The sequence below is a fragment of the Galactobacter sp. genome (assembly GCF_022712295.1).
Taxonomy (GTDB): domain Bacteria; phylum Actinomycetota; class Actinomycetes; order Actinomycetales; family Micrococcaceae; genus Galactobacter.
In genome coordinates this window covers 1-17,630 of record NZ_JALAGT010000113.1, presented here as the reverse complement: position 1 = coordinate 17,630, position 17,630 = coordinate 1, and the positions used below count along the sequence as shown (strand labels likewise).

Genomic DNA, 17,630 nt, shown 5'->3' with positions numbered 1-17,630 from the left:
GTCGGCTGGGTCGGTTCGGTGGGCTCGGCGACGTTGGTGAGCACAAGTTGAACGCCGGCGGTGCTCGCCGGAGTTAGTTCGTAGGTGCCATCCTCAGTCTTCTTGACGCCTTCGCCGGTCAGGGTCCATTCACCCCAGGTGATGCCTTCCGCCTCTGGCAGGTTGACCTCCTCGATGATGAAGGTGGATCCCAACGGTGCTCGATCACTCTTGACTTCTTGCCCAGGGGAGAGGGAGAGGTCGTGAGCGGGCGCGTTCGAGCCCTTTACTCGGTACCGGACTGTGTAGGTGTGATCGCCAACGTTGTTGGCGGCACTGCCGGCGAGCACCTTAGTGATGGAGAACCTGGTGTATTGCTCTCCGGATCCGGTTCCGCCGCCGTTGGCGGTGATGTGGTGCTTGGAACTGACATCGGTGGTTCCAACGGTGGCCTTGTTGCCGAACACATCGCCTTCGAGGACCACGCCTTCGGCCTCGGTCGTGTATTGAAGGCGGTAGCTATATCCCTCGGCGGGTAGGCCGCTGGCGTTGAAAGTGAACGACTTCATGCTCGCTGCCCAGTCCACGGTGTAGCGACTTGTAGGTACGGTGCTCCACTCGCCGGTGAGCTGTCCGTCCTTGACTGGACGCTGTATGAGTTGGATTTCACCGGTATAGCGGTGGTTCTCCTGGGTGGGGTCCAGCTCATCCGCGATCGTGAACGCGCCATCCTTGACGAAGATTGAAGGCACCCCGATAGTCCAGAGGAAGCGTCCATCTTGGTCGGTGGACCCTGAGTACTTGTAGGGGCTTTCTGCCTCCGTCAAGTCTTCAGGGATGATGCCGCTTTCTCCAGGTAGGTCAACCACGACGAGTTCGTTCCCCACTTCGAACTCAACGGACTCTTCTGTCGTGGAGCGGGCGACCTGGACGCTCATCCAGAAGGACCCACCCACGTTTTCCTGGCCGTTGACTGCTTCGGTCAGAGTGCAAATGACCTCAGGACCCGTGCCTTGAGCTACGGTGCAGGTTGCCATGGTGGCACCAGTGTCCGGGTCGGTGATGGTGAAATCTCCGGTGCCCCAGCGAACAAATTCTTGGGGGAGAGTCATTCCGAAGGTGTCGCCAGCGCTGGCTCCGTCCGGAACTGACCAGTCTGCGTTGATCTTGGCAGACTCCCATTGATTCAGGGGCCCGTCGCTGCCGCTTTCCTTTTCCAGGGTGATGTTGGAGATCGCGTTCAGGTGCGTGGTGGATGGCGCGGCTTGGGCGGAAGAAGCGAGGCCGAGGGTAGCCAAGACGGTGACGATGCCGGCGAGCAGGCCCCATCTGCTGGCTCTATGGATAGGTTGGCTGCGGGATTGCATGCTGTTCCTTCGGTAGACAGGTCGCCCACCACTGATGACGAAAAACGACCTTTCATCTTGCGGAGGGCCGATCCATCGTATCCAAATCTGAGGGGAGCCCGTTCGGGGGCGGACTCCCGGGCACGCGCATGGCTCCCTCCGGTGTCCCTGGAGCGCGGTCCGAGATCAGTCGATCGCGGCGGCATGGGCCGCAACTCGAGCGCCGAAGACGATGGCAAGCGAGACGTAGCTACGTCTGGGACGATGGGCGCGAAACATCTGGGCTTGATGCCTCCAGCCGCGACTGCTCGGGTGCCGGCATCGATGTGTTCTCCACCGCTTACATGTCACTTGTGCCGGTGATCAGATGGCCAGACTCACAGCAGTGGCCGGCAGGGTTGGACCTGCCCGTGTTGAGGTGCTGCATCGCAGCCTCTTCGAAGGTACTTCCTAGTAGAGCTCGAAGGCGGGGGCTTGGGCTTGCTGGGTGGATTTGGCCTGCTTGTTGAGGTCGGTGCACCAGAGTGGGTAGACACGAAAGCCTCGTTTCCCTGGCTCTGGGCCGGTGGTGATCCCCAGGGTGGAGAGGTGTTCGCGGGTGAAGCGGAAGAGACCTCGGCCGCCTTTCTGGTTGATGGAGACAAAGAGTCCATCGGCGGGGTCCGAGGAGTCGAAGGGCACGGTTGTGCCGGTGGGAGTGCGTTGCCAGAACGCGAGGAAGACGCCTGGTTTGGTGGAGTGGTTCGGGCGGTTCTGATGTGCCACGTCTGGCCGTTGGAGTGTGCGATCCCGGATTCGTAGTCTGTGGCTCCGGGATGACGCTGAAGGGCAGCTCGGATTGGGTGGAGTAGGTCTGGAACGCGGTGAAGCTCACTGAGCTGGGTCCTTTTCGTTGGCCGGGGTCGCGCCGTCGTGCGGTGCTTCCTGCTGGTGCCGGTAGAGCGTTGCCTGTGACCAGCCCACCGCGGCAGCAGCCTGGGCCGCTGTTAGGCCTTTCTTGCGTTCGTCTGCAGCGATGGCGAGTTTCCGGGCGATGGTGTCGGGGTTGACGGGTGGGCGGCCGAAGCGGGTGCCTTGGGCTTTGGCTGCTTGGATTCCGGCGTTGACGCGTTCGGTGATGAGTTCGCCACCGTTTGCGGGTCAGGTGGTGTTTCTACTCCTGCCCGGGTGGACACGGTTCGCTGTCGGCGGAGACAGCGCCAAGACGGCGGGGCGACCGGGGGCGTTAAGTTGAGGCCATGGAATTGAATGATGAGGTTCGTTCGCGAGCGGCCAACACGTTGCGCACGTGGGCTCTGGATGAGGACTTGAAGCAGCAGGCGCTGAAGATTCCCGCGGTGGCGGAGGCGGCCAAGCGGATTTCTGCGCGATACATCGCCGGGGAGAAAGCCTCTGCGGCAGTCGCCCTTGTCGCGGCCAATCGCGGCAGGGGACATCTGGGAAGCATCGAGTGCGTGGGTGAGTCGGTTCGCGACGCGGACGTGGCCGAGCGCGAGACGCAAGAGTTCTTGAGGCTGGCCGGCTCGTTAGCGCAACTTGATGAGAAGCCCACTTTGTCCTTCGATCTCTCCCACGTCGGATCGGTCGTGTCACCAGAAACGGGCCTGCACAGCGCGAGGCGGATCGCCAAGGCGGCCAGGGACGCCGGTACCTCGATCATGATCTCAGCGGAGGGATCAGGCCGAACGGATCTGGTCCTTGATCTGTATGAGGCACTGTCCACCGAGTTCCCAGAAACCGGCGTAACTTTGCAGGCGCGTCTGCACCGCACCCCCAAAGACCTGAGTCGTCTGCTCTCTCTGCCTGGCCCGATCCGATTGGTCAAGGGAGCCTTCCTCGAGCCCCTGGATGTCGCTTACGCGCGGGAGTCGGCTGAGCTGACCGAGGCCTACTTGGATCTTGCAGCCGTGCTTGTCGAAGCGCAGCATCGCGTGAACCTGGCGACGCACGATGCCGACCTCGTCGCTGTGCTTCAGGCACGGCTTGGGGAGTCTCTGAAACAGGAGCATGTGGAATTCGAAATGCTCCAGGGTCTCGGCCCCGAGCTGCTCGATCGTCTGCGAGATGAAGGACATCGCACCCGTGAGTACGTGGTCTACGGCCCTCAATGGTGGCTGTACGTGCTTAACCGGATGGCAGAACACCCCGAGCGGGTCCTCCAGGCTTTGGCCGATCTTTGGCCCTAACCCTGGTCACTGAAGGGTGGGATCTCACTGGCGCCGACCACAAGCGGAGCCCTACGTGTAGGAACTCCCCAATGGGCCGGATCTGACCGAATACGGGCCACCGGCCCCGCCGGCCCGACACGCCGAGCAAGGATGGCCCGAAACGCTGGCCCGAATCCCGCCTTGGGCCGCTAGCAGTTCGTTTCTGGCGCGGGCATGGGAAGGCCCCGCCGGCGCGTGGGCTGGCGGGGCCTTGTGGGCAGCGCGGTTTCTAACCGAGCGTTCGGCCGGATGGGTCGCGGAGATATGTCCCGTTGGTGCCCAGTACGCAGTTGACCCACGAGCGTTGGCCGCCGGAGGTCCATGCCCCATATTTGGTGCCCTCTCGGCAGAGGGAGACGAGGCGGTATGACCCGGTGCCCTGGTAGCAAGCGCCCCAGGTGTTGACGAAGAGCCCGGAGTAGTTCTGGCCTGAACTCGCGCATGCGTAGGGAAGAGCCTGTGCGGGAGCGGCCGTTGCTACAGCGGCGACGGTGCTGGCTGCGGCGATACCAGCGGCTGCAGCGATACTGGTCAGTTTTCTTTTCAAACTCATGGTCCCCCCTGGGTGTGTTGCGAACACCGTTATGGTAACCAGGGGGACAGTAAATGACTACTACTTGGATTAATTAGTTTGGGAGCCGTCTGCGGTCGCCCGGGTTTGGTTGGCGTGTTGTTGGTGTCGGTAGAGGATGGCTCGGGACCAGCCGACGGCGGCGGCCGCTTGGGCTGCCGTGCGTCCTTTCTTTCGTTCATCCGCGGCGATGGCGAGTTTGCGGGCGACGGTGTCGGGGTTGACGGGTGGGCGTCCGAAGCGGGGGCCTTGGGCTTTGGCCGCTTGGATGCCGGCATTGACACGTTCGGTGATGAGCTCGCGTTGGTATTCGGCCAGGGTGGCGAGCATGCCGAGCATCATGCGTCCGGAAGAGGTGGTGGGGTCGATGCCGTCGGAGATGGATCGGACTTCGATTCCGCGAGAGCGGAGTTCATTGACGGTGTTGAGGACGTCAATGAGGGATCGACCGAGTCGGTCGATGCGCCACACGACGACGGTGTCGCCGGCCTCGGCGTAGTTCAATAGCTTCTTCATTTGCGGGCGCTCGCGGGCGTTCTTCGCCCCGGAGGTGACGTCGGAGAAGATGTCACGGCGCTGCACGCCGGCGCCGACGAGAGCGTCGATCTGCAAGGTGGGATCTTGTGCCTGGGTGGAGACGCGTGTGTACCCGAGAAGTCGCATGCGTCCAGCTGTCCTAACAATCCCTGGCAAGTGCGATCGCGACACGATTCTCGGCGACACAAGTTTCTGAGTCATTCCGTGTCCTGATCTGACGCGGGAGCCCGTCGGCTGGGTGGGGGAGTGGCGGATGTCTCGTAAAACAATAGATTTATGACGCGCTGGGGTGTGGCTTCCACCGCGAGTAGGCATGTCCAGCGCCGCCGATGAGGATAAGGACCAGTGCCGCGATCAGGAGTGACCCTGGGCCGGGCAGTGAAACGGCCATGGCTCCTATGCCTGCGCCGAGCGTGAGAGCAACCCACGTCGCCAGTGGTCGTTTCCATGAGGCTGCAGCTTGCTTCGTGGCTTTGGCTGCGATGGCAAGCCCGAGGCTGACGAGGGTGCCGGTGGCGTAAGTGATGGCTAGGGCGTGTTGCTAAAGGCTGGTCCGGAGCGTCCGATCGACTTCGGTGATGAGCAGCAGGAACCTACGCCGCAGCCGAAGGCATCCGGCGACTGTTCGAGCCGCCGGAAGTACCCGCGGGCGAACTGCTCATCTTCGGCATCATCGGCCTCGTCTCGAACATCATCGCCATCACTATCCTCGCTTCCAGTAGCAGCTCGAACTTCAAAATGCGTGCCGCATTCCTCGAAGTCCTCAACGACGCTCTCGGCTCGCTTAGAGTCATTAACGCGGCCATCATCATCGCGACGTCGCCTGCAGAGAGCGTCCACGCGCTCGATCCTGAGGCCCCCGCCCATCCGAGCATCACTTTCTGGACCGCGCGCGACCCGCAGAGCGGCGAGCTGCTGGGCATCGGCGCCCTGAAGCAGCACCACGCGACCATGGGCGAGCTCAAATCGATGCGCACGAGCGGACGGGCCCACGGTCGCGGTGTGGCAATTGCCGCACCCGAAGCATCTGCGACGTCAAGCGCGAGTCGGGCACGGAGGACTACTTCGCGCCTGCCCGCGTCCTCTATGTGAAGCAGGGATTCCGCGCCTGCGGTCCGTTTGCCGACTGCACCGAGGATTTGAGCAGCCCGTATTTCGAGTTCGCCGTCTGGGCGAAGCTGACGCCGGGCCTGCCTGCTGCTCGGCCTGGCCCTCTGCGCCTACTTGTGCAGCAGGCCCGCGAGCTCGCTGGCGTGCGTCAGCTGTGGATGGTGCCCCGCGCCCGGCAGTGAGATCAGCTCGACGTTCGGACGTGATGCGAACTGCGTAACGGCGTCCGGGGCTAGCGGATCCGCGCTTCCCGTGATGATCCGCACTGGGCCGGCGAAGCGCGCCAGCGCCTCCCGCAGTTCCGCGCGCCAGCGCGTCGATCCGGCGTGGGCGAGGTGCTGGGCCACGTGCCCGGCACTCGTTCGGCGCAGGTCCTGGGCACTGCTCTCCAGGGCGTTCGCGTTCCATTCCGCTCCGGTCAGCTGCCGCGAGAGCCGCGCCGCGTCGGCATGCCGCAGATAGGTGCGCACGAGGGGGCGTAGCCTCATCGCGGGCCCCACCGCGACCTGTAGGAAGAAGGGGGCGATCAGCGTGAGCGAGCGGATTCGATCCGGGAATTGCTCTGCGGCTGTCATCGCCGCGCCCGCACCGATGGAGTGGCCGATGAGGTCTACGGGCTCTTCGCCCAGCACCGCGGGCAGCCACGTCTCCCAGTCGGCGATGCCGCGGCCGCCGCTGAGACCGAGCCCCGGAAGATCGACCGCGCGCGCGCCGATCTGCGACGCCACCTGCGCCCACGTGTCGGCGTTGACCGGCAGCCCGGGCAGGATCAGACAGCCGGATCTGGCGGTGCCGAGTTCGAAGGTGCGCACCCCGCCCGCGTCGACGAACCGCCGGTCGCCGCCCGGGGCGGCGCCGAAGCGGTGCGCGGCGAGGTGGTCGGCCCAGCGCTCGAGCGACACCTGAATGTCGGGCATCGCGATCCCGTGTCGCTCGGCGAGCTCGATGGCCGAGCGTGTCGGATAGCGGTCGGTCGACATGAAGGTGAGGGTCTCCGGATCTGCGTGGGTGAGCCACCGCGGCAGTCGCCGGATGAGGCTGACCGGCAGCCGCAGTCGCGGCACCTCGGCGCCGAGGTGGCGACCGACGAGCGTGAGCATGTCGGCCAGCGGCGGGCTGGCGTCGTCGAGCGTCCAGTACGCCTGCCCCGCCGCGACCGGATCGACGGCGGCGGCCGCCATAAACGCCGCCAGATAGTCGACCGTGAGCACGGGGACGAAGAGCCCCCCGTCGGCCGGAAGGGCCGATGCGCTCCCGGCCCAGAGCTGCTCGACCGTGGAGGCTAGCCCGACGAGCTGGTCGGTCTCACCGGTGGCGCTGTCGCCGATGACGGTAGCCGGGTTGACGATGGTCCACGGAACGCCTCGCTCCGCCGCCAGCGCCTGGAAGATCGCGTCGGATTCGACCTTCGACGCCTCGTACGCGCCGAGCTCGCGGTAGGTCTTGGCGCGCTGGGCGTCGGACCACGGGACGGCCGCCGGATCCTGTCCGCCGACGCGGTAGCCGGAGATGTGGACGACGCGCTGCAGCTGCGGCAGGCCCGCGGCGAAGTCGATCAGCTGCTCCACGATGCCGACGTTCGCATCGCGTGCCTCGGCGGCGGTCATCCCGAATCGGAATGACCCGGCGCAGTTGTGGATCTCGGTTATCGCCGCGAACGCCGCGGCGCCACCGGGGACGATCTCGGGGGCGTCGAAGTCGACGATCGTCGTGCGGATGCTGCGGGTGAGGCCGTGCTCGCGCAGCCAGCGCTCGACGCGCGCGCCGGATGCCGCGGTGCGGACGGCGGCCGTGACCTCGGCGCCCGCCGCGGCGAGGGCCAGGATGAGGTGGCGCCCGATCAGCCCCGAGGCTCCGAAGATCATGGCGTTACGCGGGGTCACAGCGTCGCTCCCGCCGCGGCGGAGCGCTGGGCGATGAGGTCGGCGACGACGTCGGCGGTCGAGCTCAACGGGACGGTGCTGTGCATCGCACGGGAGACGATGATGGACCCCTCGATCATCGAGATCACGACGGTGGCGAGCGACTGCGCGTCGTCGGCGTTGAGGCCCTCGGCCTCGAGCAGCGCCGCGGTCGGGGCGATCCACGACTCGAAGGCCGAGGCGCAGGCCTCACGCAGGCGGTCGCTCTCGGTGCCCATCTCCAGCGTGACCACCGACACCGGGCAGCCCAGCCGGTACCCGCTCTCGTGCACGATCCCGGCAAGGGTCTCGATCGCGATGCGTGCCGCGCCCGCCGCGCCACCGGCCGTCTCGGCAGCCTCCCGGATCAGCCCCCCGAACTGCTTCGCGGCCAGTTCGACTGCCGCAACGCCTATACCCTCCTTGCCGTCGGGGTAGTGGAAGTAGATCGATCCCCTCGGCGCGGCGGCGTGCACCATCACCGCGTTCAGGCCCGTGCCGCTGTAGCCGCTGGTCTGGATGAGGTCGAGCATGGACTCTGCCAGCCGTGCCTTCGTCAGGTCTCCCTTGGATGCCATGGGATGAAGAATAGACCGGTCTACATATTTTGCCAAAACGGGCGAGCATCAGGTTTTCCTCCCGTACAGTGAGACCGTGACTGCGGAGATACCCCGATCCCTGCAGCGCCGCTCCATGACGTCACGTCCCCGTCGCCGCGAAGGCGACGGAACCGGACGTGTCCCGAAGTTCCCGATCTCCCCCTGGCGACGGTGGCTGCTTCGCGGAGTCCTGGCGCTGCCCTTCATCGTGCTCGTTCTGCTTCTTGATGCCGCCAGAGGTGGCTACCTGCAGAACTCCACGGCGAACGCCTCCCTGGTGGCGACCGCCCACGAGATCCTCGCCCGGCCGGTCTCGGTGGAGACGGTCGGGATGCTCTATCCACCCATCACGACCCTTCTGGCGGTTGTCGTGCCGGGCGGTGCCGTCGGGCTCGGCGCCGTCGGCGCGCTGGTGGCGGGGTTCCTCCTGCAGCGGCTCGTCGAATGGTCGCGGCGACAACGACAGACCGGGATCGACGCGATCGCCTTGGTCCTCGTCGTGGGCGGCACGCCGCTGTTCGCCTTTCTCGCGACGACCAACCTCGAGGTCTTCCTCGGCCTCGCGCTGTTCGCGCTGGGGATGATCGACCTCGTCCGGTTCGTCGTTTTCGCGAACACTCAGGCCGGCTTCCGCGCGGGCCTGCTGTTTGCGGCGGCGGCGCTAACGGCACCGGCGTTCGCATTCTCGATCCTGATCGCCGCCTGCGTCGCGCCGTTCCTACCCCACTCACGGCGGGGCTCGCGCGCCGGCACGGCGCTGACGCTGGCCTTCCCGACCGTCGCCGCATTCGGATCCGTCACGATCCTCGGCGTGGTCTTCCTGTCCGACCCGCTCTTCGCCGTCGATGTGCTCCACGTCGGCTTCGCGCCGGAGCAGGTCGAGCGCACACGGACGTTCTTCGCGCAGCCCTGGGCCTGGCTTTATTTCGTCCCGCCGGCGGGCGGTGTGGTGCTCGCCTTCTTGCGGCGCCGCCCCGTGGCCGCTGTCGCGCCGGCTCTGCTGATGGGATCGATCGTACTCATGTCGCTCGCAGGTGTCCTGCCGACCGGGTCCTCCGGTACCGCGTTCCTGCTTCTGCTGCTCGCGATGGTCGCCATCGCACCGGTGGGGGGCCACGGTCTCCGCACCCGCTGGACCCTGCGGCTCGGTGCCGTGGTGCTGCTCGTGACCGGATGGACGTCGGCGTTCCTGATCTACCGGCCGGTGGATCAGTGGATGCAGGCACTACTGAGAGGATGGCCGTTCTGATGTCCGTGCGCACGATCGAGATCCCCGAGCACATCGCGTACGAGGCCTCACTGGGCCTGTGGGAGCGCGCCCCGCTGCTGTCCGCCCGCACGGTGCTGACCCGCTCCCAGGGGATCGGTCTGATCGTCGCGACGGTGCTGTACGTCACCGCCCTGGTGGCGGCATGGCGCCCGATGGTGATCGTGACCCTGCTGGTGGTGAGCGTGGTGTTCCTCATCGCCACGGCGTTCAAGTTCCACGTCTCCCTCTCGGGAGCGCGATACGACCTGGCGGACCGCATCGACCCGGCAGAGATCGAGGCGCTCACCGACGACGAGCTGCCGACCTACACGGTGCTGGTGCCGGTGTTCCGCGAGGCGAACATCGTCCATCAGCTCGTGACCAACCTCGGCGCCCTGGACTACCCCGCTCACAAGCTCGAGATCCTCATCCTCGTGGAAGAAGAGGACGACGAGACGCGAGCGGCGATCGAGGCATCGCCGACCCCGGACAACTTCACCGTCGTCGTGGTCCCGAAGGGTCATCCGCAGACCAAGCCGCGAGCCTGCAACGTGGGCCTCGCGATTGCGACCGGCGAGTACCTCGTGATCTACGACGCAGAGGACGCCCCCGACCCCTTGCAGCTGAAGAAGGTGGTCGTCGCATTCCGCAACGCGTCCGAGGACACCGTGGTCATGCAGGCCTCGCTGAACTACTTCAACGTGCGCGAGAACCTGCTCACCCGGATGTTCACGCTCGAGTACTCGTACTGGTTCGACTACATGCTCACGGGTCTCGATGTCTCGTCGCTGCCGATCCCGCTCGGCGGGACGTCCAACCACTTCCGCACGGAGGCGCTGCGCACGCTGGGCGGGTGGGATCCCTTCAACGTCACCGAGGATGCCGACCTCGGCATCCGGGCGAGCGCACAGGGCTACCAGGTGGGCATCGTCGACTCGGTCACGATGGAGGAGGCCAACACCTCGATCCCGAACTTCGTGCGTCAGCGCAGCCGCTGGATCAAGGGATACATGCAGACGACGCTGGTCCACGCGCGTTCTCCGCTGCGCTTGATCCGACGGATCGGGCCGAAGCGGTTCATCGGCTTCCTGCTGCTGATCGCCGGGACCCCGCTCACCTTCCTCGGGGTGTTGCCGCTTGTGTTGCTGGCGATGTTCACCTGGGCGCTTCCCACCGAGATCGTCGAGCCGCTGTTCCCCACGCCGGTGCTGGTGCTCGTGCTGCTGAACTTCCTCGTCGGTAGCAGCCTGATCGTGTATCTGAACATGCTCGGCCCCTGGAAGCGCGGCGACTTCTCGCTGATCTGGTGGGCGCTGCTGAACCCGCTGTACTGGGTGCTGCACTCGGTGGCGTCGTACAAGGCGCTGGGGCAGCTCATCGTGCGGCCGCACTACTGGGAGAAGACCGAGCACGGTCTCACCACCCACGAGACGCCGGATCCGGCCGTGACGGCGACCATCACCATCAACCGGTGACGTCGTCATCCGGGCTGATTTCCGCCGCGGGCAAGACGGTCATCGGGGCCGTGGAGGGCGATGCGATTCCGCAGAACTTCATCCCCCAGCTAGTCGCGCTCTACCAGGCGGGTGCCTTCCCGTTCGACAAGCTGGTCAAGACGTACCCGTTTGAGCAGATCGAGCAGGCGATCGCCGACACCGGCTCTGGCAAGGCGGTCAAGGCCGTCCTGACCATGCCCTGATTTCTCCACGAGGACCCCTCCGGGGGGGTGTTGCGGCGTCCGCCGCGACACCCCCTTTTTCCTCGCCGCGGGCGACGAACGAACGGAAAGGAGACAGCGGGCGGCCAGCTACGAGCCGTGTCGCGGTCTTTGCCCGACAGCATGCGGTCCCTCGTCCAACTCGTGTTCGAGGGAACCGCTGAATCCAAAGCCTAGGGGGTCAGTGTGAATCAGTTCATGTCAGTCGTCGGAGACCGAGACGGTGACGTCGATGTTGCCCCGTGTTGCATTGGAGTAGGGGCAAACGTTGTGGGCGGCGTTCGCGAGTGCGACTGCGCTCTCGTGATCCAGATCGGGAATGACAACCTCGAGACGCACAGCCAGTTCAAAGCCACCGGTGTTGGTGGAGCCGATACTGACTGCCGCACCCACGCTGGAGCCTTCGATACGCACCTTCTGCTGGCGAGCCACCATCTGGAGGGCCGAATGGAAGCAGGCGGCATATCCGGCGGCGAATAGCTGCTCGGGGTTGGAGCCCTTGCCGCTACCGCCCATGGCGACTGGGATGGCCAGGTCGAACTCGAGTGGTGACTCGAAAATTGAGACGTGTCCGTCTCGTCCAGCGCCAGTAGCGAGGGCTTCGGTGGTGTAGAGGGTCTGCATTTGGAGGTTCCTTTCGATGGTGTTGGCGAGCCAGGCCATGAATGCGTGGTGCGGCTAGTCGTGGATGAGGCGTGCGTCCTCGAGTGACCCACGCAAGGTGGTGAGTTCTTCGATGAGCAGGTCGGCGGCATCGATGCTTAGCCCCGTGCTGGCAGCAAAGCAGGGAGCCACCGAGGTGAGCTCGGACTCGAGCTGCAACCCGCGTTCTGTAAGAACAACTGTGACCACGCGCTGGTCGTGCGCCCCGCGGTCCTTGGTCAAGATGCCCGCCTCAACTAGGCGTCGCACCAGCCCGGAAGCCGCAGACGCTTCCAGGACAAGCCGGTCGGCTAGCGCGCCGACGGTCATTGCCTTTTCTTCGGAGAGAAGTTGGATCACCAGGTACTGCTGGTAGGTCAGACCGAACGGTGCAAGCAACGCGCGGTAGGTGGCCAGCATGGTGTTGGTGGCCGAGTAGAGGGAGAAGCACACGGCTCGGTCTACGGAGAAGTTAGCGTCGCTCACAGGATAAATATGGCACACCAGTATGTTGCATGCAACATACTGGTGTGCCGGTGCCACCCACTGCAGTCCGCGAACTCGAGGAGCACGGGCTGAACCGTGGATGCTCAAAACCCGTCGGCCTGGTTGAGCTCAATAGGAGCCGATTCGTCCAGTCGGAGCCCGGACGCCGCTAGGGTGCGCGTCCCATGGCTGTAGTGAGGTGTGCGTCGGTGGCGGTCTGCAACAAAGAGCGCCCCTTGTTTCCAAGGGGCGCTCGTTGCGATTGTTCAGCCTTGGCGACTCGGCCGAGGAGTGCGTTCTCCTTCTTTGTCGAACGCTCGTTCAGAGAATGGTCTGGAAGAGTTTGGCCTTGTTGCTGGTGTGCTTTTGGCGGGCTGGGCGTGTCAGCTTTTGAGAGCTCGGGCTATCCGTGCTTGCGGCGCTGACGCGTCATGAGAACGAGACCCGCGCCGGCGAGCCCCACTACACCCGCGACCCACAGCACGTCTGTGAGGGCCGAGCCGTTGGCTCCCGTCTCCGGGAGCGTCTCGGAGCTGGGGGAGGTCGGATCCGTGCTCAGTGCGGGCGGCTGCCCGCTGGACGCGGCGGTCGGAGTGCCCGACGACGTGGGGGAACCCGAGGGTGTCGGCTTGCTCGGCGTGGGGCTGGATGAGGCGGAGGGCGTCGGCTTCACCGTGGGCGGGACGGTGGGCTTTTGCTCGCCGAAGCCGTGCCACACGGCGCTCGCGGACGCGCCTTCCTTGCTCGTGGCTGTGGCCGTGTTCTTGTAGGTACCGGCGGCCACGGGGCCGCTCGCTGTGAAGGCGACGGACGCCTGGGGCGCGAGTGTGCCGTCGAAGCCGGCCGGCGCGGTGAGCAAGGAGACCTTGTCGTCGCTCACGCTCACGCCGTGCAGAGTGGCGGTGCCCGTGTTGGTGACGACGTAGCTGAAGTCGACTTGGCTGCCGGCGCTTACGTGCAGGGCCTCGGCGCTAGTGGGCGCCTCGAGGCCGTTGCCCCGCTTCACGAGGCTGAGCTTGGCCGTGGTGCCGACGGCGTTCCACTGCGTGGTGGCCTCGGACGTGCCCTCGGCGGTGGCGGTGGCTGTGTTCTTGTAGGCGCCGGTGTCGATCGGGCCGCTTGCTGTGAAGGTGACGGAGGCCTGTGGGGCGAGTGTGCCGTCGAAGCCAGCCGGCGCGGTGAGTTCGGCGATCTTGTTATCGCTCACAGTCACGCCGGTGGCGGGGACGTTGCCGAGGTTGGTGACGATGTACTCGAAGTCGACGGTGCTGCCGGCGGGCAGCTGTAGCGCGGTGTCCTCGGTCGTGGCGATCGCGCCGGCGCCCTTCTTGGCGATGCTGAGCCCTTGCGTGGCGCCGAAGCCGTGCCACACGGCGCTCGCGGAGGCGCCTTCCTTGCTTGTGGCTGTGGCTGTGTTCTTGTAGGCGCCGGCGGCCACCGGCCCGGTGGCCGTGAAGGTCACGGAGGCATGGGGTGCGAGCGTGCCGTCGAAGCCGGCCGGTGCCGTGAGCACGGCGATCTGGTCATCGGCAACGCTCACACCGCTCAGGGTTACGTTGCCGGTATTGGTGACGGTGTAGGCGAAGGACACGGCTGACCCGGCTGCCACCGTGACGGCGTCGGCGTTGGTCGGTGCCGCCGCGCCGTTGCCAGTCTTGACGAGGCTGAGTTCCGGGGTTTCCTGCTCGGTGGCGAAGGTGACGTATGCCGGGTCGCCGGAGCCGGCTTCGTTCCACGGGGTGATTACTGCCTCGTAGGCCGTGGCGGACTGCAGGCCGTGTAGGGTGCGCTGCGTGCTTGTAGAGGTCGCGGTGGTCGTGTCCGGGGTGGCGGTCTCCCACGCCGTGGTTCCGACCTTGCGGTACTTCACTGTGTAGTCGAGGAGGTCCGGCTGCTGGTATCCCACGGCGGATTCGTCCCAGGAGAGGACGGCGTTCGTGAGGGACGGGGTTGCTTCGGCGGTGCCCTCGATGGAGCTCGGGGTCTTGCCAAAGATCTGCACGATCGCGCGGCTGTTGCTCAGGCTTGTGGTGTTCTGGCTCGTGGCGTAGACGAGGCCGCGATCGTCGACCGCGAGGCCACGCACGTAGCTGAGGGAGGAGTCCTGTTGGGTGCTTGGCGTGTTGACAGGACCGGGAGCCGTCTTGGGCCTGCCGGTGCTCAGATCGAGGGCGCCCATCGCGGGCAACGTCGTAGCTCCGTTGAGTGCGTAGTAGAGCGTGTTGCTCCTGGTATCGGCTTCGAGGCCAAAGACGGTCTGGCCCACGAAGAAATAGCGTCCGAAGAACGAAGTCAGAGTGTCACCGCCGGGGTAGAACACGCCGCCGTTGCCGAAGGAGGTATCGAGGGTCCACTTCCATCCGGCGGGGTTCCAGCGATCGTTCTTGACGCCGCCGCTCTTGCTTACGAGGAACTTGGTGATGCTTCCCCTGTTGAGGTTCTGGGCCGTACCGGTGCCGTTCGGGAAATGGATTGAAGGATCCGGCTGGTAGTAGCTGCCGGCTTCGCCGACATAAACGGCAACTTTGTCGCCTTGGTCCACCACGGAGAGGCCGTAGACCTCGCCGATGAACTGCGGGTTGTTGTTGACCAGGGGCACGCTCGTGGCGCGAGTGGCCCACGAGATTGTGGAGAGCAGGTCAACGCCGTCCGCGTCGAAGTAGCCACCCATCGAGCTCAGGAAGGTGCCGTCGGGGGCGTTGATCGTCACGCCTGTGCTGACCGCCGTGTAGGTGTTCCCCGCACTGTCGCTATCGAGCTGAACACTGCCAGCCGTGTAGTTGGGTTCGCGCCATACTGAAGTTCCGGTCTCCGCGAGCTGGGTCTGCAGCGTGGCGTTGGCGAAGGTGTAGATGGAGGGGTTTGACGCGGGCGTTCCGGCCTCGTAGACGCCGTAGCTCAGCGTGCCGTCGGCCTTGAGGTCGACGCCGCGGGGGCCGCGTGGACTGCTCTCGGGGAGGGCCTTGAGCGCGAGTGGCTCGACGAGATCGGCCGGGTCCGCCACCGAGCTTTTGGTATTGACGATGTTGTACTGCCCGTTGCCCAGGTAGTCGCCGTGCCCAGCCGACCCCGGCTCCGCCGTGTGGGTGAAGGTCTGGACGGTGTGCCCCGCGGCCTTGTTGCCGTTTTCCCAGGACGCCAGCCCGGAGTCGGTGACCGAGAGGGTCTCGCCGTTGACGTCGATCGCGTACGGGAGCGCGAACTGCCCGGCCGAGGCCTTGGAGGTCACGTTGAGTTGCCCAAACTGGCCAACGTAGCCCCATTTGCCGCTGCCCGTGGCGCGCCCCTTGGCAGTGGCGCCGTCGACCGTGGCGGCGGACGCGGACGGGGCCATGGTCAGCCCGAGACCGGCCGCGAGGGCTAGCGCGGTTATGGAGGAGAGCAGGCTTCTCACGGGATGGGAGCGCACGGTAGTGCCTTTCGATGACGGGGCACACCCTCGAATGAAAGAGTGGCGAAGACATCGTGCCATTCCAAACACTGTGGGTGGAAATAGGTGTGCCTCCACGTCGAGCACCGTTCATCTCTCGACCAGCAATCCGCGAGCAGCTACCGGTGACGTTCGAAAGAGGGTGTGTGGACGAAGGAGAAGCTGCTGTCTCGTGAAACAACAGATTTATGACGCGCTGGGGCGTGGCCGCCATCGTGAGTAGGCATGCGCAGTGCCGCCGATGAGGATAAGGACCAGCGCCGCGACCAGGAGTGACCCTGGGCCGAGCAGTGAAACGGCCACGGCTCCTATGCCTGCGCCGAGCGTGAGAGCAACCCACATCGCCAGCGGTCGCTTCCATGAGGCTGCAGCTTGCTTCGTGGCTTTGGCCGCGATGGCAAGCCCGAGGCTGACGAGGGTGCCGGTGGCGTACGTGATGGCTAGGCGCGCGCGGCCGTCATCGACGAAAAGAGTATTCATGGCGCCCATGACGGAAGCTACCCCTGCCAGGGCAAAGCCTGGCGCCGGCCAGGCCAGTACCGGCCCGGCGGCGGCTAGCAACGCTACGCCAAGCCCCGCAACTCGCAGGGAGAGGCCGAGTCGGGGGAGGAGCCGTTTCGAGGCTTGCGCTAGAACTACGCCGCTCAGGAACCCAATCACGAGCGTGATGGCGACAGCCCCCTTGAGAGTGGCGCCTGTCATGAATTCGACTCCACTTTGGGTGGAGTTGCCGCTCATGAACGAAACGAACAGCCCTCCGGAAAGGACGAAGCCGATGGCGTCAACAAACCCTGCCAGGAGAGCTAACGCCACAGACCCGGCAAAGGCGACGCGGGGAACTGTCCTCACGGCTGGGCGGGCGACTTGGTGACGAAGCGGGCATACGGCTGGGCGACTAGCAGTAGGAACGCTGCGTAGAAAAGTCCCGTGGAGGTCGTGGCTGTCCAAACGTTCGCGGGACACCACTGTGGAGCGGGCAGGAAAGCAACAAGGGCGCCCGCGGTTCCCAGCAGCACAGTGACCAGTGCGCCCCAGGGTGTGTCTGGCCCGCGCCGGCCGCGCTGCGTTGGGGGCTGAAGCTCAAACTCGGGCATGAAGTGATTCTCCCACCCAACGGAGGTGGTTTCTCCGCGAGAGCAAGCAGGAGCGCCAGAGCGGATGCTGCGCGGGATCCCATGAACGGCTCGCGGCGAGGTATCTCGACGACTGGAGACGTCTCAATAAACATTAGTTTTATGATCCATCGTTCGTGGGGTTCGATCGTGGAACTCACGACGACAGTTGAGTGCCTTGTTCAGGCCTTGACCTCTGCTTGGGGGCGGACTACCCGGATTACCTGCTTAAGGGGAAAAGGAGATCCGGGTAGTCCTGCAGAGAAGAAACCCTGTCTGGTGCGAGACATGTGCACCGTTCCTCCTCACACCTTCCGGGGGGACGGAGGGTGGCTTGTTGGGAAGCGGCTGAAGACGCTTCCGGGAGACACGAACGTCACGAGCACTCGACGTGCTCATCTCGTGTGGAGGGCCGTCACGGCTGCACCCCTGCAGCCGTGACGGCCCTTAAGCGATGAGCGACCTCTCGGACTCGCCGCTCGTGAAACGCTTCCTTCGGCTAGCCTCCTCCCAACCCCCCAGTTGAGTGTGACTATGCCTCATGGCTGTGAACCGACGAGCACTGAGACAAGACATCGCTGACCGACTCATCTATTGAGAGTCGAGAACAGATGAATCGTGACAACGAGGGTTCAGATTCTTGCGGACGCTTCGTGATCTCTGTCAGATGCGTTGAGGGGTGGGTTTACGAGCCGATGGTCGGAAACCCCCCCCACCACCGCCGACCGCCAGCCAAAGCCCGAG

General features: G+C 65.2%; 15 protein-coding genes and 2 pseudogenes. 5 read left to right on the top strand and 12 right to left on the bottom strand.

What is annotated here, in order from left to right; genetic code table 11:
- The 3 genes and pseudogenes from Q0A15_RS08735 to Q0A15_RS08725 form a co-directional block, all read right to left on the bottom strand.
- The coding region (locus tag Q0A15_RS08735; protein WP_291279139.1) for an Ig-like domain-containing protein at positions 1-1,346 on the bottom strand (1,346 nt) is incomplete at its 3' end.
- 429 nt (positions 1,347-1,775) lie between these two features.
- The gene (locus Q0A15_RS08730; protein WP_291279138.1) at positions 1,776-2,090 is read right to left on the bottom strand and encodes a MepB family protein; all 315 of its coding nucleotides are present in this window, start codon (positions 2,088-2,090) and stop codon (positions 1,776-1,778) included.
- Positions 2,091-2,195: 105 nt separating this feature from the next.
- Positions 2,196-2,450: pseudogene (locus tag Q0A15_RS08725) on the bottom strand (hypothetical protein); the annotation flags it as partial.
- Positions 2,451-2,632: 182 nt separating this feature from the next.
- Here Q0A15_RS08725 and Q0A15_RS08720 point away from each other — a divergent pair.
- The gene (locus Q0A15_RS08720) at positions 2,633-3,511 is read left to right on the top strand and encodes a proline dehydrogenase family protein (protein ID WP_291279137.1); all 879 of its coding nucleotides are present in this window, start codon (positions 2,633-2,635) and stop codon (positions 3,509-3,511) included.
- Between the two features lie 250 nt (positions 3,512-3,761).
- On the opposite strand, the gene Q0A15_RS08715 is transcribed toward Q0A15_RS08720, so the two are convergent.
- From Q0A15_RS08715 to Q0A15_RS15040, 3 genes are all read right to left on the bottom strand, one after another.
- Positions 3,762-4,085 carry a hypothetical protein gene (locus tag Q0A15_RS08715; protein ID WP_291279136.1) on the bottom strand — a complete coding sequence of 108 codons (324 nt, stop codon included), beginning with the start codon at positions 4,083-4,085 and terminating at the stop codon, positions 3,762-3,764.
- A 69-nt stretch (positions 4,086-4,154) separates the two neighbouring features.
- Positions 4,155-4,766, bottom strand: a complete 612-nt coding sequence (locus tag Q0A15_RS08710) for a recombinase family protein (RefSeq protein ID WP_291279135.1) — start codon at positions 4,764-4,766, stop codon at positions 4,155-4,157.
- 148 nt (positions 4,767-4,914) lie between these two features.
- Entirely contained in the window at positions 4,915-5,166 is a 252-nt protein-coding gene (locus tag Q0A15_RS15040; protein WP_367273374.1) for a DUF1275 family protein, read from the bottom strand.
- 62 nt (positions 5,167-5,228) lie between these two features.
- Between Q0A15_RS15040 and Q0A15_RS08705 the strand changes: the two are divergent.
- Positions 5,229-5,462 (top strand): annotated as a pseudogene (locus Q0A15_RS08705) (cation transporter); the annotation flags it as partial.
- Positions 5,463-5,860: 398 nt separating this feature from the next.
- Here Q0A15_RS08705 and Q0A15_RS08700 read toward each other — a convergent pair.
- Positions 5,861-7,633, bottom strand: a complete 1,773-nt coding sequence (locus Q0A15_RS08700) for an alpha/beta fold hydrolase (protein ID WP_291279134.1) — start codon at positions 7,631-7,633, stop codon at positions 5,861-5,863.
- Positions 7,630-8,184: a TetR/AcrR family transcriptional regulator gene (locus tag Q0A15_RS08695; RefSeq protein ID WP_291279133.1), complete on the bottom strand. Its 555-nt coding sequence runs from the start codon at positions 8,182-8,184 to the stop codon at positions 7,630-7,632. Before Q0A15_RS08695 ends, Q0A15_RS08700 begins: the two co-directional genes overlap by 4 nt.
- Before the next feature lie 274 nt (positions 8,185-8,458).
- On the opposite strand from Q0A15_RS08695, the gene Q0A15_RS08690 reads away from it, so the two are divergent.
- Genes Q0A15_RS08690 through Q0A15_RS08680 form a run of 3 tightly spaced genes read left to right on the top strand, consistent with a single transcriptional unit; the run spans position 8,459 to position 11,198 of the window.
- The gene (locus tag Q0A15_RS08690; RefSeq protein ID WP_291279132.1) at positions 8,459-9,499 is read left to right on the top strand and encodes a hypothetical protein; all 1,041 of its coding nucleotides are present in this window, start codon (positions 8,459-8,461) and stop codon (positions 9,497-9,499) included.
- The gene (locus Q0A15_RS08685) at positions 9,499-10,974 is read left to right on the top strand and encodes a glycosyltransferase (RefSeq protein ID WP_291279131.1); all 1,476 of its coding nucleotides are present in this window, start codon (positions 9,499-9,501) and stop codon (positions 10,972-10,974) included. The genes Q0A15_RS08690 and Q0A15_RS08685 overlap by 1 nt, the downstream gene beginning before the upstream one ends.
- Positions 10,971-11,198 carry an aryl-alcohol dehydrogenase gene (locus Q0A15_RS08680; protein ID WP_119424387.1) on the top strand — a complete coding sequence of 76 codons (228 nt, stop codon included), beginning with the start codon at positions 10,971-10,973 and terminating at the stop codon, positions 11,196-11,198. The genes Q0A15_RS08685 and Q0A15_RS08680 overlap by 4 nt, the downstream gene beginning before the upstream one ends.
- Positions 11,199-11,417: 219 nt before the next feature.
- Here Q0A15_RS08680 and Q0A15_RS08675 read toward each other — a convergent pair whose 3' ends face one another.
- From Q0A15_RS08675 to Q0A15_RS08660, 4 genes are all read right to left on the bottom strand, one after another.
- Positions 11,418-11,840: an organic hydroperoxide resistance protein gene (locus tag Q0A15_RS08675; RefSeq protein WP_291279130.1), complete on the bottom strand. Its 423-nt coding sequence runs from the start codon at positions 11,838-11,840 to the stop codon at positions 11,418-11,420.
- 54 nt (positions 11,841-11,894) lie between these two features.
- Entirely contained in the window at positions 11,895-12,344 is a 450-nt protein-coding gene (locus Q0A15_RS08670; RefSeq protein ID WP_147391723.1) for a MarR family winged helix-turn-helix transcriptional regulator, read from the bottom strand.
- A 403-nt stretch (positions 12,345-12,747) separates the two neighbouring features.
- Positions 12,748-15,753, bottom strand: a complete 3,006-nt coding sequence (locus Q0A15_RS08665) for a hypothetical protein (protein ID WP_291279129.1) — start codon at positions 15,751-15,753, stop codon at positions 12,748-12,750.
- A gap of 207 nt (positions 15,754-15,960) precedes the next feature.
- A complete protein-coding gene (locus tag Q0A15_RS08660; RefSeq protein WP_291279140.1) occupies positions 15,961-16,587 on the bottom strand; it encodes a YoaK family protein in 627 nt (208 codons plus the stop codon).
- Between the last annotated feature and the right edge of the window lie 1,043 nt (positions 16,588-17,630).